The following is a 25,729-nucleotide window of genomic DNA, read 5'->3' on the forward strand; positions in this document are numbered from 1 at the left end:
TATTTATTAAAATTTATTTGTAGAATTAATCTTCAAATTTAATAAAAAAAACCGAGTTAGAACAGTCTGAAACCGTTAAAAAAACTTAAGAAAAAAATAATTAAATAAAAATTACTTATACACTGATAATGAGAGCTTAACGTTTACCTCCTGACCTTCCATCGGACGTTCAATAAAGGTCTGGCGGATATCTCCGAAGCGCATCTCGTCTTTTTTGGCTTTCTGAATGAGCTGTTGAATTGCCCGAATTCGGCCCTCATAGTTCCCTTTGTAGTACATTACGTAATTTTGAGACGGATTTACGGACCTAAAATTGAAATTATTATCCGATACTCCAATTTTCTTAGAAAGTGGAATTCCGAGGAAATAAGAAACCTCCTTGTCTTTGTAATTATCTGCATCTGTGATTAGGATTGGATATCCAAATTCATCATCTCTTTTCCCAAGGTCCATCGTCACGAAATTATAGACTTTGTTATAATTCATAACGATATTTTTGTAAAGTGCATCTTTTTTGTTCGAAGTACTTACATTGATTCCCAATAAAAGTTTGTCTTCTTCATTTTCCACCATCAGACTGTCGTATTTGATGGCTGCCATCTGGTTGTCTTTTTCTACTTTATTTCCTAAAGAATTTTTAAGATTCACCATACTTTTGTTGATATTTTCAGCAAAACGGTCTTCCGTCCAAAAGTTTCCTACTCTTTTCCAGACAGATAATTTCGGGGTATGTACGTACCAGATAATTTTTGTTTTTTCAGCAGAAACGGGCTTAAATTTAACATCAACCAGCGTTGGATTTTCGTTTTCATCCTCAAAAAGCTGGTATTTCAGGGTCTTATTAAGGTTCTCATACCTGATGAACATTTCTCCATCGGTATCATTTTTAGGATCTACATAGCTGATGGCACTTCCCTGCCCTTCATATGGCGTATAATAATCAATATCGATAGATTGTGAACTGGTAAAAAAATTGTTCCATCTTGTAAAATTCTGCAGGTTATTAAACTGAGAAAAAACTTTATCTACCGGATAATCAATCTCTTTTTCAATAGTAAAATTTTTACTTTCGTCCACAAAATAATACATGGAAGCCGCATAAGCTCCCCCCAACACAATAACGATAAAAGTTAATATCTTAAAAATACGCATCGCACAAAAATAGTATAAATAAAAAGAGTGAACAATATGCTGATCACTCTGATTGTATGTTTAACAATAATTAACCTAGTTGAGGGCGGGAAGCTGGGTGAGGGATGCTGAAGGGGACTGTTGGGCAGAAATCGCCTGTAGACTTTTGATTGAAAATTCTTCAAACAATTGCTTAAACCACAATTTCATATAAAAAGATTAAAGTTCTACCCTAGCTTTCATAACTTCCATTTTCTAACATCGATCTCTCATTATTTTTTGTTAATTTATTCTTCGTTTTTCTCATAAGCCACCTTCCAGATTTTCACTAAATCTTCTGCATATCTTCCCATTATTGGAATAGCTTTGTGATCCTTAATATCATAATGTTTTTCAGGAAATTTATATTTTCTTAATTGAGCAATTTGCTCTTCAGATAAATCATTGGGCAAATCAAAACTGACAGATTGATCAAATTCTATTTTAGAAGGTGTATATTGGTCAAGTTGATATATCTGTTCTGCTTTAAGCTTCACTGGGGTTGCCCATCTTCCATCAGCTGTTTTGTATAAAGGAAAAAACTGATATTTCAAATGAATTAAATCACCGCAATATTCTCCCACAAAAACTAATATATGATCATAGTTTCTAAAATCAAATTCATACGTACTATTGTGGTCATAAGCTGTAAAAACAATTTTTGAAGAAGGACAATGTTCAGAAAACTCCTGTTCAATTTTATATTCGGCTTTATATTCGCTATCCATCATTTCACCACAATATTGAGATCTGTCTACAGAAGTAACATTTATTTTTTCTCCTACGAAAATATATAACTTTGATGGAATTTTCTGATTACATTCTTTATTAGGAATACATTGTGCGCGATTTAAATGAACCTGAATATTATTCTTTACTATATCTGCAACTTTATATTTTTGGGTGACATACTTTCTTTTAGAAAAATACAATGTATCTGTAACCTTTGCTGTTATGACATAGTTGCCAGCAGAATCAGGTATTGTATAAAGATTTTTATTAGTAGCTAGCGCATCATATCCTTTCCAATCATTATTTTCAAATGCTTTATCTCTAAACTTTCTTATTGTATCATTTACGCTAATTGCTATAAGGTTATTTGAAGAATCTCTGGCTATTCCTCGAACGGTAACTGTTTGTGATGCAAAGCATTCAGATATTAAAGTAGTTAAGATTAAAAGTGTTTTAAAAAGAGCTTGTTTACATTTCATTTAGAATAGCTTTCTTTTTTAAATTGTGTTTTTATTGGTTGTCAAGAATCAGAATTATTGAATTGTATTTCTTTACAATAAAAAGAGTGAACAATATGTTGATCACTCTGATTGTATGTTTAACAATAATTAACCTGGTTAAAGGCGGGAAGCTGGGTGAGGGAAGCTGAAGGGGACTGTTGGACAGAAATCGCCTGTAGACTTTTGATTACTTTCTGGCTTTGCTCTTGCTTCCTCCTCTTCATCCGATATGTGTTCCCGGCGCAATTACAGCTCCTTTTTTCACAACCACAATCCCATCCTGAACGGAATAAGTTCCATAATCACCATCAGGAATATGTTTACCACCGATGATCTTTACATTATCACCAATGTAACAGTTTTTATCAAGAATTGCTTTTTCTATGTAACAGTATTTTCCAATTCCCATATTAGGACGGCCGCCTCTGTCATTAAGGACAATTTCTGTTGTATTTTGGTAGAAATCGGCTCCCATAACGTAAGAATTCACGATGGTACTTCCTTTATCTATTCTTGTTCTGTTTCCAATCACGGAATTTTCAATTTTATCTGCCATGATGATACATCCATCTCCAAAAACAGCTTTACTTACGTATGAACCATTTATTTTTGATGGCGGAAGCATCCTTGCTCTGGTATAGATAGGAGAAGAAGAGAAAAGGTTAAACTGAGGCAGATCCAGACAAAGGTCAAGATTGGCTTCATAAAACGATTCTATAGTTCCGATATCTGTCCAGTAGCCTTCATACTGATAGCTCAATGTCTTGTATTTTCCGATGGAACTTGGGATGATATCTTTTCCGAAGTCATCACCTGCTCCTTCTTCAAACATCTTTTTAAGGATATTCTTAGTGAAAATATAGATTCCCATAGAAGCAAGGAATTCTTTTCCTGTATGTTTATTAGCTTCTGAAACTTCAGATTTCATCCCTTCCAGCAAATCATAATCCGGCTTTTCATAGAAAGAAGTGATGTTTCCTTCATCATCCGATTTTAAGATTCCAAAACCAGTGGCATCTTTTGCATTCACCGGAATGGTAGCAATGGTAAGATCTCCTCCGTTTTCAATATGAAAATCCAGCATTTCTCTGAAATCCATCTGATACAACTGATCTCCTGAAAGAATAAGAATATAGTCATAATCATATTTTTCAAGGTGCTTCATCGACTGACGTACAGCGTCTGCAGTACCCTGATACCAACTGTCATTTTCTACATTCTGCTCTGCTGCCAGAATATCGACAAAGCCTTTGCTGAAAATATCAAAATGGTAAGAGTTCTTAATGTGTGAATTGAGAGAAGCGGAATTAAACTGTGTTAAAACCAGAATTTTATTCAGTCCTGAATTCAGGCAGTTTGAAATTGGAATATCTACCAGTCTGTATTTTCCCGCAATAGGAACAGCTGGTTTTGATCTGGAATACGTTAACGGGAATAGTCTTGTCCCTCTGCCTCCTCCTAAAACAATGGAGATTACATTTCGATTCATAAATATCTTGCGTTTTTTTATTTTATTAAGTTTACTGTTCGGTTCTTAGTGTTTACTGCTACTTTAAAGCATTCTTTATTTTCATATTTCAGATTTGAATTAACTATTGCCACTTCGTATTCTCCCTGATCATTAAGTTCTTTAACCTGTTTATCCACATCATCAATAGGAATATTGTGGTCTTTCAATTTGCTTCTGAACATTTTATTTACAATCAGCACATCCATTACATCTGCGCTTTTCAAGGCAAAATTTTCTATATCCTTATCATATTTTGTTTCCCAGCCTTTACCATATTTTTTTGTAATAGCGGCTAGTGTTTTTTTATTCGCCCTGTTTATCTTTTTTTCCAGCTCGTCATCAATAATACATCCGCCGGCATCTACTGTTTTTATTTTCCATTTTTCAGAAATACCATTGGTCGCTTCTTCTCCATATCTATCTTTAAGACCAGCCCCGTATAGCCAGAAATAACCATTACGGAGTCCGTCATCTTCTTTTTTACAGGAAGAGACTATAATTATTATTAATAGAAATGAAAAAAGCTTTCTCATATTTAGCTATTATATAAAGCTATGTATTTTTCTGCAGATTTCTCCCATGCAAAATCAAAATTCATGTTGGCATGAATAAGTTCTTCCATCATTCCCTTTTGATTATAAATTGCCATTGCCCTGTTCATCGCATGTACAATATCATCTACACCCGGATAAGTAAAATTCAGTCCTGCTCCTCCTGTTGAAATATCTTCTACGGTATCTCTGAGTCCTCCTGTATATCTTACTACAGGAACGGTTCCGTATCTCATAGAATACATTTGATTCAGTCCGCAAGGCTCTACCCTGGATGGCATCAAAAGAAAATCTGCCGAGGCATATATCTTATGGGAAAGATGTTCTTTATATCCCAGATCCAATGCAAAATTGGTGTAGGTATAGTCGTATTCTTTCAATTTGTTTTCAATGTAGGTATTTCCTGAGCCGAGAATCATAATATTTAAAGCTCCGTAGCTTTGTTTAATACTTCTCCATACTACATCCGGCAGGAAATCTGCTCCTTTTTCTGTAGCGAATCTTCCGATAAAGGCAAATAAAGGGAGTTCAGGTTTCAGACCATATTCTTTACAGAGCTTTTCTTTATTTTTCTTTTTCTGAGCAACTGCATTTTTACTGTTAAAATTAAAATCCAGCATCGGATCGGTTTCTGGATTCCAGACTTCAGTATCAATACCATTGATGATTCCATACGCTTTCCCGAATTCCTGGCGAACGAGACTTTCGAGTCCTCGGAAGCTGATAAAAAGTTCTTCAAGATATCCTTCGGAAACGGTAGTAAAAGCATCGGCACATTTAATCATACTGGCCAAAGGGTTCATGAATCCGTTCCAATCCATCAATCCCCATTTGTAAGCATCGAAAGAAGGCATATAATTGGCCATATTCCAGCTCATCATACCCTGATATTCTCCGTTATGGATGGTTCCTATTGTTTTCACTCCTTTCAAGAATCCGAATTCCGGGCAGTTTTCTACCATAAAAGGAACCAGACCGGTATGATAATCATGGCAATGCAGTACATCCGGACGAATTTTCATGGCAGACAGCCAATGCAGTACCCCATGTTGAAAAGCCAGAAACTGAAAGCTTTCATCCTGATATCCATAAGGATTCTCTCGATCTAATAATCCGGGAATTTTCACCATATACAGCTCAAATCCCAACACATTTGTCTTTTCTTTCAGCACCTGAACCTGCAGCATATTGGTTCCCTGATGAATAAACCCATCAAAAACCAATTCAAATTCATGATCATAAACAAAGGTTTTATTATACCATGGCATTACTACCTTAGCATCTATTCCTTTTATTTTATTCTGATATTTCGGAAGTGCTCCCACTACATCCGCCAGGCCTCCTACTTTTGCTACAGGATAACATTCTGTACTTAAATGATAAATAACCATTCTTTATCTCTTGTGTTTAATTCTGTGTAATTTATACTTTTTATCTTTCTTCTGTCGTAAAATAATTCCCGCCAATGGTGGCAGCTTCACTGTCATTGTTTTTGGGTACCCTCTCCATTCTTCATATTTCTCTTCCACTATTTCAGGTTCGACCCCGCTTCCGCTGTATTTTTTATCATCGGAACTTAAAACAACTTCCCAATGTGTCCCTGCAGGAATCCCAATTTTATAATCCAATACTTTGGGTGCCAGATTTAAAGCAACCATCAAGACATCATCTTTTCTTTTCCCTTTTCTCAGATAGATATACACCGAGTTTTCGAGATCATCGGCTTCCACCCATTCAAAACCATGTTTATCAAACTGATTTTCGTAAAAAGCCGTTTCAGATCTGTACAGATGATTCAGTTCTTTTACAATTTCCTGCATTCCTTTGTGAACGGGATATTCCAGCAAATGCCAGTCGAGACTTCTGGTAAAATTCCATTCACTGGTCTGCCCGAATTCATCCCCCATAAAAAGAAGCTTGGCTCCTGGGTGGGTATACATATATACATATAGAGCCCGCAAATTGGCAAATTTCTGCCATTCATCACCCTTCATTTTATAGATAAGACTGGCTTTTCCGTGTACGACTTCGTCATGTGACAAAGGCATCATATAATTTTCATTATACATATACATGGAAGCAAAGGTGAGCTTATGATGATGAAACTTACGGTTAGGAAAATCTTCTTTGAAATAATCCAGTGTATCATGCATCCAGCCCATCATCCATTTCATTCCAAAACCTACGCCGCCATCATGAACGGGTTTTGTAAGAATAGGAAAATCTGAACTTTCTTCTGCTATCGTCATGATATTATCACCAAATTCCTTGTAAACGGCTGTATTAAATTCCTGCAGAAAAGCTTTAGCCTCCAGATTTACATTGGTTCCATAAATATTGGGTTCCCACTCGCCTTCATTTCTTGAATAATCCAAATGAAGCATTGAGGTGACTGCATCCACACGCAATCCATCTGCATGATAACGATCCAGCCAGAACATGGCATTGGAAATCAGAAAAGATTTCACTTCATTTCTTCCATAATTGAAAATATGTGATTTCCAATCAGGATGGAATCCTTTTCTCGGATCTTCATGTTCATACAGATATGATCCGTCAAAACGATGAAGACCATTAGCATCTCCCGGAAAATGGGATGGAACCCAGTCCAGAATGACACCAATTTCGTTTCTATGAAGTTCATCAATAAGAAACATCAGATCCTGTGGTGAGCCAAAGCGTGAAGTTGCCGCATAAAAACCAGTGATCTGATATCCCCAGCTTGGTTCGTAAGGATACTCCATCACTGGCATAAATTCTACATGGGTAAATCCCATTTCTTTTATATAAGGAGCCAGTTTTTCAGCAATGTCTCTATAATTTAAAAAACGTTGGGGCTGGTCCCCCTCTCTTACCCAAGACCCCAGATGCAGTTCATAGACTGATATTGGAGCTTCAAGTCTGTTTTTTTTCCATCGGCTGTCCATCCATTCCTGGTCATCCCACTCATACCATGTAGTAGAAACCAAAGATGCAGCCTGAATATTCTGTTCCCAGCTCAATGCATAGGGATCACTTTTTTCCAGAATCTCGCCTCCGGGAGTTTCAATAGCATATTTATATAATGTACCCCAGGTTAATCCCTCAATAAATCCTTCCCAAATTCCGGATTCATCCCATCTGGGAAACAAAATATGATCTTTATGATTCCAGTTATTAAAATTTCCGATCACGGAAACTTTCTTTGCATTAGGTGCCCACACTGAAAAGTATACGCCCTTCACGCCATCTTTTTCTGCAGAATGAGCTCCAAATTTGCCATACAGCTTATAATGTCTACCTTCTTTGAAAAGATATACATCATGATCGGTGAAAAGCGTGTAGGTTTTAACAGAATTCATCAAGATCGGTTTGTATTTATAATTTCCCTGAAACTACGAAAAATACTGACAATAGCGATTAATTATTCATCAAATAATTATCAATATCATTTCGTGTTTTGTCTTTCAATCAAATATATCATTTTTTAGCTCACATTTTTATGATTTCAAAACAATCTTTTTTTATAAATTTAGCATCACTATTTTATTAAACACATACGATGAGGTTTGAACTTTATACAGAAGAAAAAGACGACAGACCGGTATTTATCACCGGAAATTTCAACAGCTGGAATCCTAAAGATTACAATTTCCAGCTCCAGCAAACAGATCCCTCCAATTATTTTATAGAAATTGAAGACCAGCTCCTTGCCGAAGAAATCGAGTACAAATTCACAAAAGGAGGCTGGGAGAATGTGGAACTGGATCAGTATGGAAACATAACGCCCAACCGGAAAGTAAAGAAATCAGTGGGTAAAACTTCCGATTCTGTACAAAAATGGAGATTAAACTGGGGACCGTTCAAAGAAGAATACTATCCTATTGCAGAAGTCATTTCCGAAAAATTCTACATTCCACAGCTTGACCGTTACCGAAAGGTTTGGGCAGTTCTTCCTTATGACTATCACACTACCGACAAGAGTTACCCCGTACTGTATCTGCAGGATGCACAAAACCTATTCAATGAAGGAAGCGGATTCGGCAATTGGGAAATCGACAAAAAACTCTCTATCCTTGCAGAGTATGGCCGTGGAGATCTTATTATCATTGCCATAGAACATGGCAGCGAGGAAAGAATTAAAGAATATATTTTTGATAATGATCATGTGGCCAATGGTTCTGAAGGAAAAAAATACATCCGCTTCATTGCGGATACTTTAAAACCTTTCGTAGACGAAAACTACAGAACTAAAAAAGACCGCGACAATACGGGAATCGGGGGCAGCTCATTGGGCGCACTGATCAGTATATACAGCGGGTTTCTTTATCCTGAAGTATATTCCAAGCTATTAATCTTCTCTCCGTCTCTTTGGGTAGAACCGAACAACAACTTCCCGATGATGAATTTCAGAGTTCCGTTTAAGACCAAGATTTATCTGTATGGTGGCGGCCAGGAAGGCTCTAAAATGGTTAAAAGGATTCATATTTTTGAAGAATACCTGAAAAGATGGGAAGAAAAAAAGCTTTTCGATTTTGAATTTAAAACCAATATTAATCCGGAAGGCACTCACAATGAATTTTACTGGTCACAGGAATTTCCAAGGGCTATAGAATGGCTGTTTTATGACAATACAGAAAACCCTGTAGAAGTAAAACCCCAACAACAAAGCATTAAAAACTAAGCATATAAAATCGCTGAAGAAAATTTTCAGACAGCAATGATCTATGACTTTAGAAAAAATAACATCTATTTATGAAATTAATCAATAAAAAAAACAAAAATTACACTCAGGTTTTCCATCTGTTCACCGAAGAAGAATGGACAAAAACCAGTAAAAATTTCAATAAAAACATTTCCACTTTCTTCACAGGAAAGAAATATGAGGTTTTTGTGAATGCCCATGAAGAAGGAATTACTTATTTCATCGGATTAGGAAAATCTACCTTACAAAATTTCGAAATCCAGCAGGTGGCTGCTAAATTTTCACAGACACAGAAAGAAAAACTGCAGGCAGTCCCTACATTAGCATTAGCAGATTTCCTGAACGAACAACAGTTCGAAGAATTTGTAAAAGGGCTTTTAGCAGGAACTTACAACTATCCATTTGATAAAAAACATGCTTTCTGGAATGTAAAATTTGAATTGCACTTTGAAAATTTAAGCCAGAAAAAATTAGACCATATCAGCCAGAAAACAGAAGCTCTGATTAACGGACAAACTGCCTGTCAGGAATGGCTCAACAAACCTGCCAATCTAAAAAGGCCGGACACCTTAAGTGCATATCTTAAAAATCTGGCTAAAAAATATGAATTAAAACACACCGTTTTTAACAGAAAGAAATGTGAGGAACTTGGATTGGGAGCATATCTTTCCGTTAATCAAGGAAGTGCTTATGATGCCGCTTTCACTATTTTAGAATATAAAACTACGGTTAAAAATGCCAAAACTTTCGGACTGGTAGGAAAATGCGTCTTGTTTGATACGGGAGGAATATCTATTAAAAGTTCTGCCAACCTTCACTATATGAAATCTGATATGGGAGGTGCTACAGCTGTTATAGGAGCTCTAATTTATGCCGCTGAAATGCAGCTTCCGGTGAATATTATTGCTGTACTTCCTATTACAGACAATGCTGTTTCAGAGAAAGCCCTGCTTCCGAGTGATGTGATCACAGCCTACAACGGAAAAACCATTGAAGTACTTGATACTGATGCAGAAGGCCGATTGATTCTTGCAGACGGACTGTCTTATCTTTCTAAAAACTACAAAACAGACTTCCTGATCGATCTGGCTACCTTAACGGGAAGCTCAGTAAGAATGTTTGGAGACACCTGCGCCGCTATGTTTTCCAATAATGAAGAATTGAAAAACAATCTGATCAAAACCGGAGATCTAACCAATCAGAGAGTTTGGAATCTCCCTCTATGGGATGTCTGGAAAGACGATATTCAATCTGATGTAGCGGATATTAAAAACATCTCTTTAAAACCGATTGGAGACTGTATTATTGCCGCAAAATTCTTAGAGCAATTCATTGAAAGCCACCCTAAATGGGCGCATTTGGATATTGCCGGAGTAGCCTTTGGGAATGTAGGCTATGCCAGGGAAAAAGCAGCAACAGGTTATGGGGTTCAACTGCTCGTGAATTTAATTGAAAATTATCACTAAAAATTAGTTTTTTTAAAAAAAACTCTGTATACTTGATTAGTGGATTTTCAAAAACGCACGATATTGTATTTTTTACTATTAATAAAATAACAAATAAATGCTTTTATTTTTGAAAATACACTAAATCTTAAAAAACATTATATGGAGAAGAAAACTATTGTGTGTATTTCGTGCTACTACAAGGGCTACGATTTTATGGACGAAATGAAGAAACTCGGCAATAAAATCATCCTCGTAACTTCGGAAAACCTCAAAGAAAAGGATTGGCCCTGGCATGCCATTGAAGAAACCTTTTATATGCCTGAACTTAAGCCATCTGTATGGAATCTGGAACATCTTATTCAGGGTTTTTCCCACCTGATGAAAACCAGAAAAGTAGATGCTGTAGTGGCTTTGGATGATTATGACGTAGAAAAAGCAGCACTCATCAGGGAAACATTCCGCATTCCGGGCATGGGACAGACTACCCACCGATATTTCAGAGACAAACTGGCTATGCGCCAAAAAGCAAAAGATTCCGGGATCAGTGTTCCTGAATTCACAGCGGTATTCAATGACGATGAGGTGAATGAATTTACAGACCGAGTTCCTGCACCATGGGTACTGAAACCCCGTTCTGAAGCTTCCGCATCGGGAATCAAAAAAATTACATCCAAAGAGCAGCTTTCTGAGGCATTAGAAACATTGGGCGAAGAACGTCATCTTTTTTTACTGGAAAGTTTTAAACCAGGAGACGTTTATCATGTAGACAGCCTTACTTTTAATAAAAAAATTATATTCACTTCTGCCTCGAAATACCTTGCTCCTCCTATGCAGGTTTCTCATGAAGGTGGAGTATTCAGATCCAAAACCTTAGGCCGGTATTCTGAAGAGTTTAAAGCATTGGACGAAATTAACGCCAGCGTACTTTCCAATTTCGGACTGATTAATGGTGCTACCCATACAGAGTTTATCCGTGGAAAAGAAGACGGAAAATGGTATTTCCTTGAAACCTCTTCAAGGGTTGGCGGAGCGCATATTCCGGATCTGGTGGAAGCTTCAAGCGGCATCAATATCTGGAGAGAATGGGCAAAGATTGAGGATGCTCTTTTAAGGGGTAATGACTACAATGTTTCACCACCTACAGGATACTATTCCGGGCTGATTGTTGCTCTGATTAAAGATAAAGAACCGAACTACAGCAATTTTGAATGTGAAGAGGTTGTAAAATTCCTTCCAATAGATTATCACGTCGGGATTGTTTACAAATCCAGCGATGCTTCAGTTGTACAGGACAGGCTGGATTCTGCTGCAGAAATGATTCATGCGGATATGTTGAACATCCTGCCTCCCAAAAGCAGCAAGCTCAGCTCCTAAATCATAAAGCAAGATACTGACTTTCAAAATATTATTGAATTCATAATATACAAGCTGCAGGAAGAACCTGTTATAAAATGTAATTTAGGAAATCGGTTCTGGAAAATGGCAAAACATATTACCAATTTCATTAATCAGCCTGAAGGAATTGAATTTATCAAATTAGCATCAATACAATTTTAAAATTAAACACGGAAAAATGCCTCATATAGAACATACAGATTATTATTCAAATATATTGGGAACAAGTCTCAAGGTAGAAGTGACCGGGCATTATGGTCATCCTATCATCATGTTTCCTACTTCCCAGGGTCAATACACCCAGAACCATGACTTTCATCTTAACGGAAGTATCAACTGGTTTATTGAACAGGGAAAAGTAAAGCTTTACAATGTACAGACCATCGACAGCTGGAGTTTTTATGATGACAAAATATCTCCTCAGCAAAGAATAAGAAACTATGAGCGGTATGTACAGTTTCTGATCAAAGAATTTGTACCTTATATTCAGAAACTTCACAAGACCCATCGCGTAGCTGTAGCCGGAGCAAGTTTTGGAGGGTATCACGCTGCCAATTTTGCTTTCAGGTTTCCTGATGTGGTTTCCCACCTGTTTTGCCTTTCAGGCGCTTTCAGTATAAGAAACTTTATGGATGGCTATTCTGATGATCTGGTATATTTCAACTGTCCACGAGAATTTGTAAGAACTGATGAGGCATGGAAATACAAGCATATGCATATTGTACTGAGTACTTCTGATCAGGATATCTGCAAAGAAAAAAATGTAGAAATGGCAGAAATCTTAAGAATAAAAGGCATAGACTTCTGGTATGATGAAAGAAAATGGATAGGCCACGACTGGCCGTTATGGAGAATGGTTTTCCCTACATTTATAGGAACATTCTTCTCTTAAAAAAACAAAAAAAGACAAATAGAAAAAATATACATCCATCTTAAAAACAAAAATTATGGCAAAAAAAGTAGGAATTCTTTTCGGTATGGAAGACACGTTTCCCTGGGCATTTATAGACAAAGTGAATGAACTTGGAGGTGGAGAAATCGTGGCTGAACCTGTTAACATAGACAAACTGGAACAGGGTGCAGATTATGGCTATGCAGTGATCATCGACAGAATTTCGCAGGACGTTCCCTTTTACAGAGCTTATTTGAAAAATGCAGCACTTAACGGTACTTATGTAATCAACAATCCGTTTTGGTGGAGTGCAGATGAGAAATTTTTCAACAATGCCCTAATGTCTAAACTGGGAATTCCGCTTCCTAAGACAGTTTTGCTTCCGTCACACGAAAGACCGGACAATACTTCCGAAACTTCATTCAGAAACTTGAAATTTCCTCATGACTGGGAATATATCTTCAATTATGTAGGATTTCCGGCATACATGAAACCTCATGACGGCGGCGGCTGGAAAAGCGTTTACAGAGTTGAGAATCCGGATGATCTTTGGAACAAACTAGGAGAAACAGAGCAACTGGTGATGATGGTACAAGAAGAAATTATTTTTGATGACTATTACAGGGTTTACTGTTTGGGAAGAAAATATGTTCATATCATGCCTTATGAGCCAAGAAATGCTCCTCATTTGAGATATGCCACTACTCACCAGACGCAAGGTAAAGAACTTGAAAAACTACTGAAGACTATTCATGATTATACCATTACCATGAATGAAGCTTTGGGATATGATTTCAATACGGTAGAATTTGCAGTAAGAGATGGTATTCCTTATGCGATTGACTTCTGCAACCCTGCTCCTGATGCGGATAAAAATTCTGTAGGAGAAGAAAACTTTGCATGGATTATAGAGCATGCTGCAAAACTGGCTATAGAAAAAGCTAAAGAATATGTTTCTGGGAAACCTAATATTACTTGGGGAACCTTTGTGAAAGATTCCATTAAATAACATTGAAAAAAATTAAAAAACACAAAACAAATGCATCATCAGTTTACTATTGGAATTGAAGAAGAATATCAAATCATTGATGTTGAAAGCAGAGATCTTGTTTCTCACGTTTCAAAAATCATTGAAGGCGGTAAAGCTGTTTTAAGTGAAAACTTAAAGCACGAAATGCACGAATCCATGATTGAAATGGAAACAGGTATCTGCCAAAATATTCAGGAAGCCAGAGCAGAATTAACGAATTTAAGACGCCATCTCATTAATACCGCTCACGAACAGGGACTGCGTGTTTCCGGAGGGGGTACTCACCCATTCTCTCATTGGTCTGACAACAATATCACTCAGGGAGAAAGATATATAAAGATCGTGGATGATATGGGAGATGTTGCCCGTGAAAATCTTATTTTCGGACTGCATGTTCACATTGGAATCCCTAACCGCGAAGAAGGCGTTAGAATTCAGAATGTTATGCGTTATTTTCTTCCTCACGTCTATGCTTTGTCCACCAATTCGCCATTCTGGATTGGAAGATATACAGGTTTTAAATCGTACAGACAGGAAATCTTCGTAAAATTCCCAAGAACAGGTATTCCAAGTTATTTTAACTCTCTGGCAGAATTTGACAGCTATGTAGATCTTCTGGTAAAAACAGGAACCATCGATAATGCTAAGAAAATCTGGTGGGATCTGCGTGTTCACCCATTCTATCCTACGATTGAATTCAGAATCTGTGATATGCCTTTGAGAATTGATGAAACGGTATGTCTTGCTGCCATCATGCAATGTCTTGTTGCTAAAATCTATAAACTTCACCAGCAGAATTTAAGTTTCAGAAGCTACAGAAGACTGTTATTGAACGAAAACAAATGGCGTGCCTCCAAAAGTGGTATCGAAGCCCATCTGATTGATTTCGGGAAAGAAGAATCTGTGCCTTATCCTCATCTATTAAAAGAACTTTTAGAGTTTATTGATGATGTAGTAGACGATTTAGGATGCCGCCATGAAGTGGAATATGCCTGGAAGATTCTTGAAAACGGAACCGGTGCAGACAGACAGCTTAAAATCTATAAAGAAACAGGTGATTTAACGAAAGTGGTTGATTATATGATTTCTGAAACGGAGTACGGTATAACACATGGTGAGCCAGCTTCATAATTTTTTTGGTAACTTTACAAAAAATATGATGTAATGAAAGATATTCGAATTGCTCTGCTTGACATGAACAACAACCATGTGAATCAAGGCTTTAGAAACATTAAAGAGATTTCCGAAGCATTTAAGCAGAACTCTGAAGAAAATGTTATCATCAAGACATTTGATGTGAGATTTAAAGATGAAATGCCGGAAATCGGAGATTTTGATATTTTCATTTCTTCCGGCGGACCAGGAAATCCACATCGTGAAGGTCTTGCCTGGGAAGACAGATTTGCTGATTTTTTAGACTCTGTTTTTGAACACAATAAATACAGTGAGGATAAAAAATATCTTTTCCTGATCTGTCATTCATTCCAGCTGGCAAGTATTCATTGGAATTTGGGAAATATCTGCAAAAGAAAATCTTATTCTTTCGGAGTAATGCCTGTTCATAAGACGGATGAAGGTAAAGAGGAATTTTTATTCAAAAATCTTCAGGATCCTTTTTATGCTGTAGATTCCAGAGCGTACCAGTTTATTGAGCCGAATCATGACCGTTTTGAAGAACTTGGAATGACTGTTATGGCCATTGAAAAGTTCCGTCCTCATATTAATCTGGAAAGAGCGATAATGGCCGTTCGTTTTTCGGAAGAGATATTCGGAACACAATTTCACCCTGAAGCCAATCCTGAATCTCTGATTGAAAATCTGAAAGATGAAAAAAACAGAGAAGCCATGATCGAAAACTTCGGAATGGAAAAGTATCTTGAAACTATGGACAGAATAGATGATGAAGACAAAATCATCCTGACCAGAAATCAAATCCTGCCGAGGTTTCTTCAGTTTGCAAAAAAAAACATTTTGAAAGAAGCTGAATCTTTGGTTTAAAAGGTTTAAAAGCTGGAGGCCGGAAGAAGGATGCTGGAAGTTATTATTCGTTAAGACTACTAAATATCCTTTTATTCATGAACTAAAAATATTAATATTATTAGATTTGAAAACCCCTCTTCCAGCTTCAAGCTTCCATACTATAACAATCGGGCAGAAATGCTCGATTTTTTTAACATCACAAAAGAAAAAAAATATGATCCCAAAATACAGAAAACAGTTTAATCAGGAGTTTTCGGATGAAAAATACAATCAATTAAAAGATATATTATTACAAAAAGGAGGAATAGCCCCTACTTTCAGAGTTTCAGAAAGTCCCATTTTCCTTACTAAAGAGTTTGAAAGCAAACTTATAGATGCCAGCGAAAGTATCATCAGCCAGATCAAAGCAATGCCAAAAGAGGCTCTTCAAAAAGCCATTCCTGATAACTGCTGGGTTCCCAATGATACAGATCAGCCTCATTTTTTCACCATAGATTTTGGAGTCTGCAAAAGTGAAAATGGAGAGATAGAACCTCAGCTGATAGAACTTCAGGCTTTTCCTTCTCTGTATGCTTTCCAGAAAGTATATGAAGAAACGTATTGTGAAGTCTATCCTTTTCTTTCTGAAATCAAAAATCCTATGCCTCATGAAACGTTCAAAAATTATTTGAAGGAACTGATTGTAGGCGACGAAGATCCTGAAAATGTAATTCTGCTTGAAATTTTCCCGGAAAAACAGAAGACAGCTATCGATTTTGCCTTAACAGAGAAATTACTGGGTATAAAAACAGTATGTCTTACCAAAGTAAAAAAGGAAGGTAAAAAACTGTATTATGAAAATAATGGAAAGCTGACAGAAATCAAGAGAATCTACAACCGTGTTATATTTGATGAACTGGACAATATTCCTGATCTTGTTACAGAGTTTGACTTCCGTGAAGAAGTTGATGTAAAATGGGTAACACACCCGAACTGGTTCTTTAAAATATCAAAGTTTCTTTTGCCTTTATTAAAGCATCAGTTTGTTCCAAAGAGTTATTTCCTGCATGAGTTTCCGGAAAATGAAAACCTTGAAAATTTTGTATTGAAACCCTTATTTTCGTTTGCAGGAAGTGGAGTTGACCTGAATCCTACCAAGGAAATTACCGAAGCTATTCAGGATAAAGAAAACTATATTCTGCAGAGAAAGGTAACTTATGAACCTATTTTTGAGGATATCAATGGAGAATTTTCAAAAGCAGAGATCCGTTTGTTGTATATTTGGCGGGAAAATGACGACCGTCCTATCCTATTGGAAAATCTGGGAAGAATGACCAAAGCAGCAATGGTAAATGTAGACTTCAATAAAAAAGACGCCATCTGGATCGGAAGCTCGAATGCTTTTTTTGGATAAATAACTTTAAAAACTAATATACATGGAAGAAAGGTCAACACCTTTTGCAGAATTTGAAAACACTGCTTTAACCCGAAGAAGAAATCTATTACCCACGTGGATTAAAATTTTCTTATGGTTCTTTTTAATTGGAGGAGCAATAGCTGCTATTTTGTTGATGGCAGGTTCTTTTTTAACTCATATTAGTTTATCCTTATATGGAATAAAAGCAAACCATCCCTATTCAATGATAGGACTTTTGATATCTTCCCTTTTTCTATATAAAGGTATTGTTGCCTATGGACTTTGGTTTGAACAAAAATGGGCTGTACAGGCCGCAATAGCTGATGCAATTATAGGCATTGCTATTTGTTTAATTATGATGGTGATTATACCTTTTACTTTTCCCAATATTAGTTTTACACTAAGACTTGAACTTATTCCTTTGTATTTCTACCTTGTTAAAATGCAGAAAATTAAGAAAACCTGGGAAAACTTATAAGAGTAAAACCTGATACAATTACTGTAAATAATAGTATATCTTTTAATTTTTGAAAAAACAGGCTTCGGCTGAACCTTTGGTTCAGCCGAAACTTATTTAGCATATACCACTTCACCATCACCTTTTTCTAAGGATAAAATTCTTTCAGCTAATTCTTTTCTAACAGTTCCCTGCTATTTCAAACGCTCTTCAAAAAAATTACAAAATACTAATATTCAATTAAATATATAACTGTAGTGCAATTGTAGTAGAGATAATACTGCAAATTTATTTTACTTTCGCTTAAAATTCTTCAGGAAATTTCTCACTGTATACACAAGTAAAAAATTCAATTATAAAATCTTAAAATTATGCGAAGTTTAAAAAACATATCTGTTGCAGTATTATGTTTATCTTTTTTATCAAGCTGTAATAATCCCAAGAAAGAGGAGGCGTCAGATCTTAATAATTATTTGGATGCTCTGGTGAAACCTGTCATGGAGAAAAATGAAATTCCAGGGTTGAGTATTGCCATAACGATAGATGGAAAACATACTTTTTTCAATTATGGACTGGCTTCAAAAGCAGACCAGATAGAAGTTACCAATAAAACGTTATTTGAGCTGGGCTCTGTAAGCAAAACATTCACGGCTACTTTAGCCAGTTTATCACATGTGAACGGAACACTTAACCTATCTGACCCAGTGAGCAAATATATGCCCGAAATTAAAAACACCGCTTTTGATCAAATAAAACTTTATAATCTGGGAACACATACCGCAGGTGGATTTACGCTGCAGCTGCCTGAGGAGATTACGAATAATGAACAACTCATCCAGTATTATAAAACATGGAAGCCTGATTATCCGGCAGGCACTCAAAGAATGTACACCAATCCGAGCATTGGTCTGCTAGGGATCATTGCAGGAAAAACGATGAATCAACCTTTCACAAAAGCAATGACTGAAAATGTTTTTGCTAAAATGGGATTGAATAATACATTTTACACAGTACCAGCTGAAAATATGAGCCAATATGCATTCGGTTATAACAAAAATAATGAACCTATACGTTTAAACCCTGAAGTTTTGGCAGATGAAGCTTATGGAGTGAAATCATGTACACAGGATATGATTACATTTGTAGATGCGAATATGGGAATTGGAAACATTGACCGTAAGTTATCTGCTGCAGTAATGAATACTCATACCGGCTATTTTAACACCTCAGAAATGACGCAGGATCTTATCTGGGAGCAGTATAATTACCCGGTAACACTGGAACAGCTTCAAAAAGGAAATTCAGCGGATATGGCCTTTAAGCCCAATCCTGTAAAGGAAATCCTTCCTCATCAGAAACCGGCAACAGATGTATTGATTAATAAAACCGGGGCTACCAATGGTTTTGGAGCTTATGTAATGTATGTTCCTTCGAAAAAAATTGGTGTTGTCATTCTTGCCAATAAAAACTATCCTAATTCTGAAAGGATTGATATTGCTTATAAACTCTTATCTTATTTAGAAAAGTCTGAAAAATTATAATCCATCACAATAAAATGTCTCAGAAATACCTGAGGCATTTTTATTTTAATTATAATCCTGAAACCCAAGTTCCTAAGTCCATCTCAGCGGGTAATTCTAGTTTCTTTTTAAGCCTGTATTTCTTGGTTTCCACAGCTCTTACTGTTACATTTCCGCATTGTCCGATTTCTTTATTGGTCAGATTAAGCCTTACATAAGCGATAAATTTAATATCATGATTGGTAAGATCAGGATATTGTGAAATTAGTTTTTCATAAAATTCCGGATAAACCTCTTTAAACTTACTTATAAAAAAAGGATTGTTGGAGGTAGCCATTTTAGACAATTCATTAATGGAAGTATCCACTTTCTTTTTCAATTGATCTGTTTCAATTATTTTCTCACCGATGAGTTTTTTCTGTTCTTCAAGCAGCTGATCTCTTCTTTTATTCCGTTTCCGAATCATAAATATTGTGGCAATAGATACAATAGCAATACCAGCAATAGCAACAATAATGATGTAGAGGTTATTCCTCTCTTTTTCCTGTTCAATAGCAAGATTATTAACGACCGAAGCAACAGCTTTTCTTTCTCCGGATTGGATGCTGTCATTAAGTTCGGTATATTTTGCCAGATATTCATTTGCTTTTGGAATATCATGCAGAGCCAGATAAGTTTGATAGATCTTTTTATAAGTATCTATAATATCTGCACCCCGATTTATTTTCAGATAGATGGGTAAAGATTCCTGATAATATTCAAGCGCCTTCGGATAATCTTTTTTCAGAGTGTACAGGTTTCCACGTCTTGTTGCGATAGCTCCGTAAGCATGAAGAGAGCTGTTATTTTCTACGGCTAGTCCAGATGCCTTATTCAGGTAATATTCTACGGAATCAAGATGTTGTTTCTTGGATAAAAACTGTTCTGCAATTCTTACATAAATTTTAGGCTCATTGGGAAAATCTTTTAATCCTTTTTTCCGCATAGCGTTAATAGAATCAGGTAGTTTTAAATCCTCAAAATTGGACCACTTCCAGATATACACAAAAAATAAAGAATTTCTGTTCTCTTTTGTATCAGGGGCATGCTTAAGATATTCTATCGATTTATTGAGTTGAATATTAGCCTGATTATAAAGCCCTAAAAAAGCATAATTTCTTGCAATTTCATTACACAATCTGGCATTCAGTCCATTATTATTGATTAATTTAAGTTGCTTTTTAGCTTCATCCAGATAATGCAGGCTTTTCTGGTGCTCATCAAAGGTAGAAAGGGCATTAGCAATATTAATATTAGCCAAAGCCTCTCCCTCGGGGTTATCATGTTCTTTATAATACTGAAGTGCAGCTATATTGTATTGGAAAACCTTTTCATATTCTCCTTTATTCTTATAGACACTCGTTATACTATCCAGCTTTGCCGGAATATAGTTTTGAGAATAAGACTGTACAGAAAAATAAAGAAAGAAAATAAATAGTGCCTTTTTCATAAAAACCGATCGTACTGCAAGTTAATAATTTTTTATTTTTTTCACTTTTAAAAAAAGTTAAAAGTATTTACAATGTATTTGCAAATCAACAGCAGTGCTATGGGTATAAAAAAATTGCAATACGTTTTTATTCATTTCGTATTGCAATTTTAATAAGTTGATAAAGATTTATTTATACGTTTTTATCGTCTTCCAATAATTCTCTTGCCTGATATTCCTGTACCAGATCAATAGCATTGGAGATAACATCACTCAAAGCCGTGATAAACGTTCCTTCTTCTGCCATTCCCATAGCGTGTTTCAAGGCTTCTATTTCTTTAGGAATAATCTCATAGCTTACATCTTTTCCTGCAGACTGCATTCCTTCGATAATCAATCCATTGATCTCCTCCTCAGTTCTTCCTCGAAGATGTTTTTCGTTTCGGATAATGATATGATCAAACATTCTTCCTGCAATCTTTCCACATTCTCTGATATCACCATCTCTTCGGTCTCCAACACCAGAAATAATACCAATTTTCTTCGTGGACTCTACATTTTTAAGATAATCTTCAATCGCTTCATAGCCTGAAGGATTATGAGCAAAATCGATCAGAACTTTAAAGTTTTTGAATTTAAAAACGTTCAGTCTTCCCGGAGTAAGCTGAGCACTTGGGATAAAGGTTCTCAAAGAATTGGAAATATCTTCAATCCCGAATCCGTAAAGGTAACTCGCCAAACTTGCCGCCAATACATTTTCAATCATAAATCTGGCCTTTCCTTCCATTGTGATCGGGAAATCTTTGGCTTTTCCTATTCTAATTTTCCAGTCTCCTTTTTTAATAGTCACAAAACCTTCTTCATAGACACACGTGATTTTTCCTTCTTTCGCAAATTTTACGATATGAGGATTATTTTCATCCATACTGAAGATCGCTACATTAGAATCGAGATCATTGACGATCCTCATAGAATATTCGCTGTCTGCATTCAACACACTCCAACCGCTTTTCTTTACACTGTCCAGCACTACCCTTTTTACTTTGGTAAGATCTTTTAAATTGTGAATATCATTCATTCCCAAATGATCTTCCTCAATATTGGTTAAAACACCGATATCACATTGTGAAAACCCAAGTCCGGAGCGTAAAATTCCTCCTCTGGCAGTTTCCAGAACAGCAAACTCTACTGTAGGATCTTTCAAAATAAATTCTGCTGAAAGCGGCCCTGTAGTATCTCCTTTAGACAACATGGTATTTTGAATATAGATTCCATCAGAAGTGGTGAACCCTACTCTATAGCCGTTACTTTTCACAATATGTGAGATAAGTCTCGTCGTGGTTGTTTTTCCATTGGTTCCCGTTACCGCAATGATTGGAATGGTAAAAGGTTTCCCCTGTGGATAAAGCATATCCACTACAGGTGCTGCCACGTTTCTTGGTAATCCTTCGCTTGGAGCAAGGTGCATTCTGAATCCCGGAGCGGCATTTACTTCAATGATTGCCCCTCCACTTTCTTTTAAAGGCTGTGTAAGATTCTCTGCCATCACATCAATACCGCAGACATCCAATCCGATAATTTTGGAAACTCGTTCAGCCATTGTGATATTTTCCGGATGTACCATATCTGTTACATCAATAGACGTTCCTCCGGTTGAAAGATTAGCCGTTGACTTCAGATAAACGATCTCTCCTTTTTGAGGAACTGTTTCCAGGGTATACTGAAGTTTATCAAGAAGTTCAAGAGTATCTTTATCTACCTCAATTTCGGTAAGGACATTTTCATGACCATAACCTCTTCTCGGGTCTTTGTTTTCCTTTTCAATAAGCTGCTGAAGGTTCAGTTCGCCATCACCTACAACATGGGCAGGAACTCTTCTTGCTGCTGCCACCATTTTATTATTGATAACCAGTATACGGAAATCATACCCTGTAATATATTTCTCAACAATTACTTTTCTTGAATACTTTTGAGCGTGTTCCAGACCTATTTTAGCAGCCTCCCATTCATTTACATTAATGGAAGAGCCTTTTCCGTGATTTCCATCCAGAGGTTTTAGAACAATAGGATAGCCAATTTTTCTGATCACCGCATTTAATCCTTCTTCATCTACTACTAAATCTCCAATCGGAACCGGAATAGCTGCATCATGGAGCATTCTTTTGGTGAGCTCTTTATTGCAGGCAATATCCACAGCAATAGAACTTGTCTTTCCTGTAATGGTAGCCTGAAACCTTTGCTGATTCACTCCGTAACCTAACTGCACTAAAGAATTGGTTCCCAATCTGATCCATGGAATTCTTCTGGAAGCCGCTTCTTCTACAATACTTCCGGTAGATGGTCCCAGACGCACACGTTCTCTGATTTCTTTTAACCGATGAATACATGCATTCACATCATAATCTTTCCCTTCTACCAATGCTTCGGCAATCTTTACAGATTCTTCTGCAGCATAGATACCTGCATTTTCTTCAATATAATTGAAAACCACATTATACACTCCCGGAGTTTTTGTTTCACGGGTTCTTCCAAACCCTACATCCATTCCTGCCAAGGTTTGAATCTCCAAGGCAATATGCTCAATGACGTGTCCCATCCAGGTTCCTGTTTCCACTCTATGGAAAAAGCCTCCTTCTACTCCTTCTGAGCATCGGTGGGTAATCAATGAAGGAATTAATTTTTCAATCCTTTCCCGGAAACCTTCTATTTTATTGGTAGGATAATCCTCCATTTCTTCTAAGTCCAACCTCATCTGTATCAGCTTCTTTCTTCTGATGCTCCAGATGTTAGGACCTCTTAGTGCCTGAATCTTTTCGATTTTCATAGTCTATTGGCATTTTAACAGTTAACAATAACTCCTTTCATAGCCAAAGATAATGTAAAACCCAAAACGAAACCATAGTAGATTTAAAGATTTGTTAAAAAAAAATTAATTTTAATTAACATTCTTAAAACATTAAAAATCAACTAAAGATGGCACGAAATTCGCGAAGAAATGTTAATTATTTTTTAATTTTGTACAATGATGAAACCTGTTGGAAAATTAATAGTTATCGGAGGAGCTGTAAACAAAGGAAGTTTTGCTGAAACCGATTATGATCAGAATATCGAAAAGAATCTTAATTTTTTTGAGCGTGGGATCTTACGAAAGATCATTAATGAATCAAAACTTAAGGAAAATTCTGTCATTGAAATTGTAACAACCGCCTCTCAAATTCCCCAGATTGTAGGCTCTGAATATAAAAAAGCATTTGAATTTCTTGGTGCTAAAAATGTAAATGTTCTGGACATCCACAACCGTGAAGAAGCTAATTCTGATGCGATGGTAGCAAGAGCAAATGCTGCTGATGTCATGATGTTCACTGGAGGGGATCAGCTGAGACTGACTTCTATTCTTGGAGGTACAAGATTCCACGATACGGTTTTATTAAAATATCAGGAACAGGATTTTATTTATTCCGGTACCTCCGCAGGTGCTGCTGCCGCTTCTGAAAATATGATCTACCAGGGAAGCAGTTCTGAAGCTCTTTTAAAAGGAGAAATCAAAACCACTCAGGGATTAGGTTTAATTGATAATGTTATTATTGATACCCACTTCGTACAGCGGGGAAGAATCGGGCGTCTTTTCCAGGCGGTAGTGAACAATCCGAGAACCCTGGGAATCGGACTGGGAGAAGATACAGGACTTTTCATTCATAATGATGTGATGACAGCTGTAGGTTCAGGTCTTGTTATCTTAGTAGACGGAAGATTTATTAAAGATACCAATCTTACGAATATTAATCTTGGAGAGCCTATTTCTATTGATAATTTAACGGTACACGTAATGTCTATGAATGATCATTATGATCTTACAACGAAGGTATTAACTATTGAGAATTCTCAGTTTAATCCGATACCGCAGGATAAGTAGTGAAGGGTGCGGGATTTCGAGATTCGGAGTCTTATAGATAACATCGAGATTTATTTTCCAAAAAATATAGCAAACTCGAAATCCCGGAACACGAAACTCACATTAATACAGGATATTAATAAAATTCTTATCTTTTCTTCTTATTAATAACCCGGATTATTATTGATTATAATAAATACATAACTCGGGAACAAGAAACCCATATCTATTATGAAAATCATTATCCACGGCGGTTTTTTCTCAGAAAGCGACCAAAGCCATGAAGTAAAAACAGCTAAACAGGACTCTTTAAAAGAAATTGCCCAAAAAGCTTTTGATTATCTTAAAACACATTCCGCTTTTGATACCGTTGCATATGCCGTTTCATTACTGGAAAACGATCCATTATACAATGCAGGAATCGGGTCTCAGATTCAAAGTGACGGCATTATTCGTATGAGTGCTGCGATTATGAACGGAGACACTCAGAAGTTAAGCGGTGTGATCAATATTCAGGATGTAAAGAATCCTATTTTTGTTGCCAAAGATCTTATCAATGAGGATGACAGAGTTTTAGGAGGAAATGGTGCAAAAATCTATGCTGCAAAGCATGGTTTTGAAAATTTTTCTACGGAAATTCCTCAGAGAAGAAAAGAATATGAGGCTAAACTTGCTAATGGAGGAATAGGTACTGTAGGCTGTGTTGCTATAGATCATGAAGGAAAACTGGCGGTTGCAACTTCTACGGGAGGAAAAGGTTTTGAAATTCCCGGAAGAATTTCAGATTCTGCCACAGTGGCCGGAAATTATGCCAATGCATTCTGTGCAGTAAGCTGTACCGGTGTGGGAGAAGATATTGTGAGCAATGCTACTGCCACAAAAATTGTAACAAGAGTTACAGACGGAATGAGCCTTCAGCAGGCTTTCAGCAAAACATTTGATGAACTTAAAACCATTGATGGGTTCGCAGGTGCCATTGCTATTGACAAAGAAGGGAATGTTTATCATCAGGATTCCTATCCTACTATGGTTTTCGCCAGTTTTGATGGTGAAAATTTTGTAGTCTTCTCTTAAATTTAACATTTTTTTATAAGTCCAGTTATT

The 25,729-nt window shown here is 36.5% G+C and carries 20 protein-coding genes; 12 read left to right on the forward strand and 8 right to left on the reverse strand.

Going from position 1 to position 25,729, the window contains the following annotated elements; all coding sequences use genetic code 11:
• Positions 1–111: 111 nt before the first annotated feature.
• From LKL37_RS07265 to glgB, 6 genes are all read right to left on the reverse strand, one after another.
• Positions 112–1,152 (reverse strand): polyketide cyclase, encoded by a 1,041-nt coding sequence (locus LKL37_RS07265; RefSeq protein WP_431609891.1) that lies wholly within the window; start codon positions 1,150–1,152, stop codon positions 112–114.
• 266 nt (positions 1,153–1,418) lie between these two features.
• A complete protein-coding gene (locus tag LKL37_RS07270; protein WP_431609892.1) occupies positions 1,419–2,381 on the reverse strand; it encodes a hypothetical protein in 963 nt (320 codons plus the stop codon).
• 241 nt (positions 2,382–2,622) lie between these two features.
• A complete protein-coding gene (locus LKL37_RS07275; protein WP_431609893.1) occupies positions 2,623–3,891 on the reverse strand; it encodes a glucose-1-phosphate adenylyltransferase in 1,269 nt (422 codons plus the stop codon).
• Between the two features lie 17 nt (positions 3,892–3,908).
• Entirely contained in the window at positions 3,909–4,445 is a 537-nt protein-coding gene (locus LKL37_RS07280) for a hypothetical protein (RefSeq protein WP_431609894.1), read from the reverse strand.
• A gap of 2 nt (positions 4,446–4,447) precedes the next feature.
• Positions 4,448–5,854 (reverse strand): glycogen synthase, encoded by a 1,407-nt coding sequence (locus tag LKL37_RS07285; protein ID WP_431609895.1) that lies wholly within the window; start codon positions 5,852–5,854, stop codon positions 4,448–4,450.
• A gap of 3 nt (positions 5,855–5,857) precedes the next feature.
• On the reverse strand, positions 5,858–7,804 hold the full coding sequence (glgB, locus tag LKL37_RS07290) for a 1,4-alpha-glucan branching protein GlgB (RefSeq protein WP_431609896.1): 1,947 nt from the start codon (positions 7,802–7,804) through the stop codon (positions 5,858–5,860).
• A gap of 200 nt (positions 7,805–8,004) precedes the next feature.
• On the opposite strand from glgB, the gene LKL37_RS07295 reads away from it, so the two are divergent.
• From LKL37_RS07295 to ampC, 10 genes are all read left to right on the forward strand, one after another.
• Entirely contained in the window at positions 8,005–9,126 is a 1,122-nt protein-coding gene (locus LKL37_RS07295; protein ID WP_431609897.1) for an alpha/beta hydrolase-fold protein, read from the forward strand.
• A 71-nt stretch (positions 9,127–9,197) separates the two neighbouring features.
• On the forward strand, positions 9,198–10,613 hold the full coding sequence (locus LKL37_RS07300; protein ID WP_431609898.1) for a leucyl aminopeptidase family protein: 1,416 nt from the start codon (positions 9,198–9,200) through the stop codon (positions 10,611–10,613).
• A 141-nt stretch (positions 10,614–10,754) separates the two neighbouring features.
• Positions 10,755–11,969 (forward strand): ATP-grasp domain-containing protein, encoded by a 1,215-nt coding sequence (locus LKL37_RS07305; RefSeq protein ID WP_431609899.1) that lies wholly within the window; start codon positions 10,755–10,757, stop codon positions 11,967–11,969.
• Positions 11,970–12,168: 199 nt separating this feature from the next.
• Entirely contained in the window at positions 12,169–12,882 is a 714-nt protein-coding gene (locus LKL37_RS07310; protein WP_431609900.1) for an alpha/beta hydrolase-fold protein, read from the forward strand.
• Between the two features lie 55 nt (positions 12,883–12,937).
• The gene (locus LKL37_RS07315) at positions 12,938–13,891 is read left to right on the forward strand and encodes an ATP-grasp domain-containing protein (protein ID WP_431609901.1); all 954 of its coding nucleotides are present in this window, start codon (positions 12,938–12,940) and stop codon (positions 13,889–13,891) included.
• Positions 13,892–13,921: 30 nt separating this feature from the next.
• Positions 13,922–15,043: a carboxylate-amine ligase gene (locus tag LKL37_RS07320; RefSeq protein ID WP_431609902.1), complete on the forward strand. Its 1,122-nt coding sequence runs from the start codon at positions 13,922–13,924 to the stop codon at positions 15,041–15,043.
• Positions 15,044–15,076: 33 nt separating this feature from the next.
• Positions 15,077–15,910, forward strand: a complete 834-nt coding sequence (locus tag LKL37_RS07325; RefSeq protein ID WP_431609903.1) for a type 1 glutamine amidotransferase — start codon at positions 15,077–15,079, stop codon at positions 15,908–15,910.
• A gap of 196 nt (positions 15,911–16,106) precedes the next feature.
• Complete coding sequence (locus LKL37_RS07330; protein WP_431609904.1) at positions 16,107–17,285, forward strand: hypothetical protein; 1,179 nt, start codon at positions 16,107–16,109, stop codon at positions 17,283–17,285.
• Between the two features lie 22 nt (positions 17,286–17,307).
• On the forward strand, positions 17,308–17,766 hold the full coding sequence (locus LKL37_RS07335) for a hypothetical protein (RefSeq protein ID WP_431609905.1): 459 nt from the start codon (positions 17,308–17,310) through the stop codon (positions 17,764–17,766).
• A gap of 350 nt (positions 17,767–18,116) precedes the next feature.
• Positions 18,117–19,286: a class C beta-lactamase gene (ampC, locus tag LKL37_RS07340; RefSeq protein WP_431609906.1), complete on the forward strand. Its 1,170-nt coding sequence runs from the start codon at positions 18,117–18,119 to the stop codon at positions 19,284–19,286.
• A gap of 49 nt (positions 19,287–19,335) precedes the next feature.
• Here the strand turns inward: ampC and LKL37_RS07345 are convergent, their stop codons facing one another.
• The gene (locus LKL37_RS07345; protein WP_431609907.1) at positions 19,336–20,754 is read right to left on the reverse strand and encodes a tetratricopeptide repeat protein; all 1,419 of its coding nucleotides are present in this window, start codon (positions 20,752–20,754) and stop codon (positions 19,336–19,338) included.
• Positions 20,755–20,926: 172 nt separating this feature from the next.
• Positions 20,927–23,557: a cyanophycin synthetase gene (gene cphA / locus LKL37_RS07350; protein ID WP_431609908.1), complete on the reverse strand. Its 2,631-nt coding sequence runs from the start codon at positions 23,555–23,557 to the stop codon at positions 20,927–20,929.
• A 201-nt stretch (positions 23,558–23,758) separates the two neighbouring features.
• On the opposite strand from cphA, the gene LKL37_RS07355 reads away from it, so the two are divergent.
• Together LKL37_RS07355 and LKL37_RS07360 are read left to right on the forward strand one after the other, a co-directional pair.
• On the forward strand, positions 23,759–24,646 hold the full coding sequence (locus tag LKL37_RS07355) for a cyanophycinase (RefSeq protein WP_431610443.1): 888 nt from the start codon (positions 23,759–23,761) through the stop codon (positions 24,644–24,646).
• A 210-nt stretch (positions 24,647–24,856) separates the two neighbouring features.
• Positions 24,857–25,699: an isoaspartyl peptidase/L-asparaginase gene (locus LKL37_RS07360; RefSeq protein ID WP_431609909.1), complete on the forward strand. Its 843-nt coding sequence runs from the start codon at positions 24,857–24,859 to the stop codon at positions 25,697–25,699.
• Positions 25,700–25,729 lie beyond the last annotated feature (30 nt).

This window comes from Chryseobacterium sp. 'Rf worker isolate 10' (assembly GCF_050753305.1).
GTDB lineage: Bacteria > Bacteroidota > Bacteroidia > Flavobacteriales > Weeksellaceae > Chryseobacterium.

Excerpts from the sequence above, each read along its gene's own strand:
- LKL37_RS07265 (WP_431609891.1), bottom strand. The coding sequence starts at position 1,152 with ATGCGTATTTTTAAGATATTAACTTTTATCGTTATTGTGTTGGGGGGA.
- LKL37_RS07270 (WP_431609892.1), bottom strand. The coding sequence starts at position 2,381 with ATGAAATGTAAACAAGCTCTTTTTAAAACACTTTTAATCTTAACTACT.
- LKL37_RS07275 (WP_431609893.1), bottom strand. The coding sequence starts at position 3,891 with ATGAATCGAAATGTAATCTCCATTGTTTTAGGAGGAGGCAGAGGGACA.
- LKL37_RS07280 (WP_431609894.1), bottom strand. The coding sequence starts at position 4,445 with ATGAGAAAGCTTTTTTCATTTCTATTAATAATAATTATAGTCTCTTCC.
- LKL37_RS07285 (WP_431609895.1), bottom strand. The coding sequence starts at position 5,854 with ATGGTTATTTATCATTTAAGTACAGAATGTTATCCTGTAGCAAAAGTA.
- glgB (WP_431609896.1), bottom strand. The coding sequence starts at position 7,804 with ATGAATTCTGTTAAAACCTACACGCTTTTCACCGATCATGATGTATAT.
- LKL37_RS07295 (WP_431609897.1), top strand. The coding sequence starts at position 8,005 with ATGAGGTTTGAACTTTATACAGAAGAAAAAGACGACAGACCGGTATTT.
- LKL37_RS07300 (WP_431609898.1), top strand. The coding sequence starts at position 9,198 with ATGAAATTAATCAATAAAAAAAACAAAAATTACACTCAGGTTTTCCAT.
- LKL37_RS07305 (WP_431609899.1), top strand. The coding sequence starts at position 10,755 with ATGGAGAAGAAAACTATTGTGTGTATTTCGTGCTACTACAAGGGCTAC.
- LKL37_RS07310 (WP_431609900.1), top strand. The coding sequence starts at position 12,169 with ATGCCTCATATAGAACATACAGATTATTATTCAAATATATTGGGAACA.
- LKL37_RS07315 (WP_431609901.1), top strand. The coding sequence starts at position 12,938 with ATGGCAAAAAAAGTAGGAATTCTTTTCGGTATGGAAGACACGTTTCCC.
- LKL37_RS07320 (WP_431609902.1), top strand. The coding sequence starts at position 13,922 with ATGCATCATCAGTTTACTATTGGAATTGAAGAAGAATATCAAATCATT.
- LKL37_RS07325 (WP_431609903.1), top strand. The coding sequence starts at position 15,077 with ATGAAAGATATTCGAATTGCTCTGCTTGACATGAACAACAACCATGTG.
- LKL37_RS07330 (WP_431609904.1), top strand. The coding sequence starts at position 16,107 with ATGATCCCAAAATACAGAAAACAGTTTAATCAGGAGTTTTCGGATGAA.
- LKL37_RS07335 (WP_431609905.1), top strand. The coding sequence starts at position 17,308 with ATGGAAGAAAGGTCAACACCTTTTGCAGAATTTGAAAACACTGCTTTA.
- ampC (WP_431609906.1), top strand. The coding sequence starts at position 18,117 with ATGCGAAGTTTAAAAAACATATCTGTTGCAGTATTATGTTTATCTTTT.
- LKL37_RS07345 (WP_431609907.1), bottom strand. The coding sequence starts at position 20,754 with ATGAAAAAGGCACTATTTATTTTCTTTCTTTATTTTTCTGTACAGTCT.
- cphA (WP_431609908.1), bottom strand. The coding sequence starts at position 23,557 with ATGAAAATCGAAAAGATTCAGGCACTAAGAGGTCCTAACATCTGGAGC.
- LKL37_RS07355 (WP_431610443.1), top strand. The coding sequence starts at position 23,759 with ATGAAACCTGTTGGAAAATTAATAGTTATCGGAGGAGCTGTAAACAAA.
- LKL37_RS07360 (WP_431609909.1), top strand. The coding sequence starts at position 24,857 with ATGAAAATCATTATCCACGGCGGTTTTTTCTCAGAAAGCGACCAAAGC.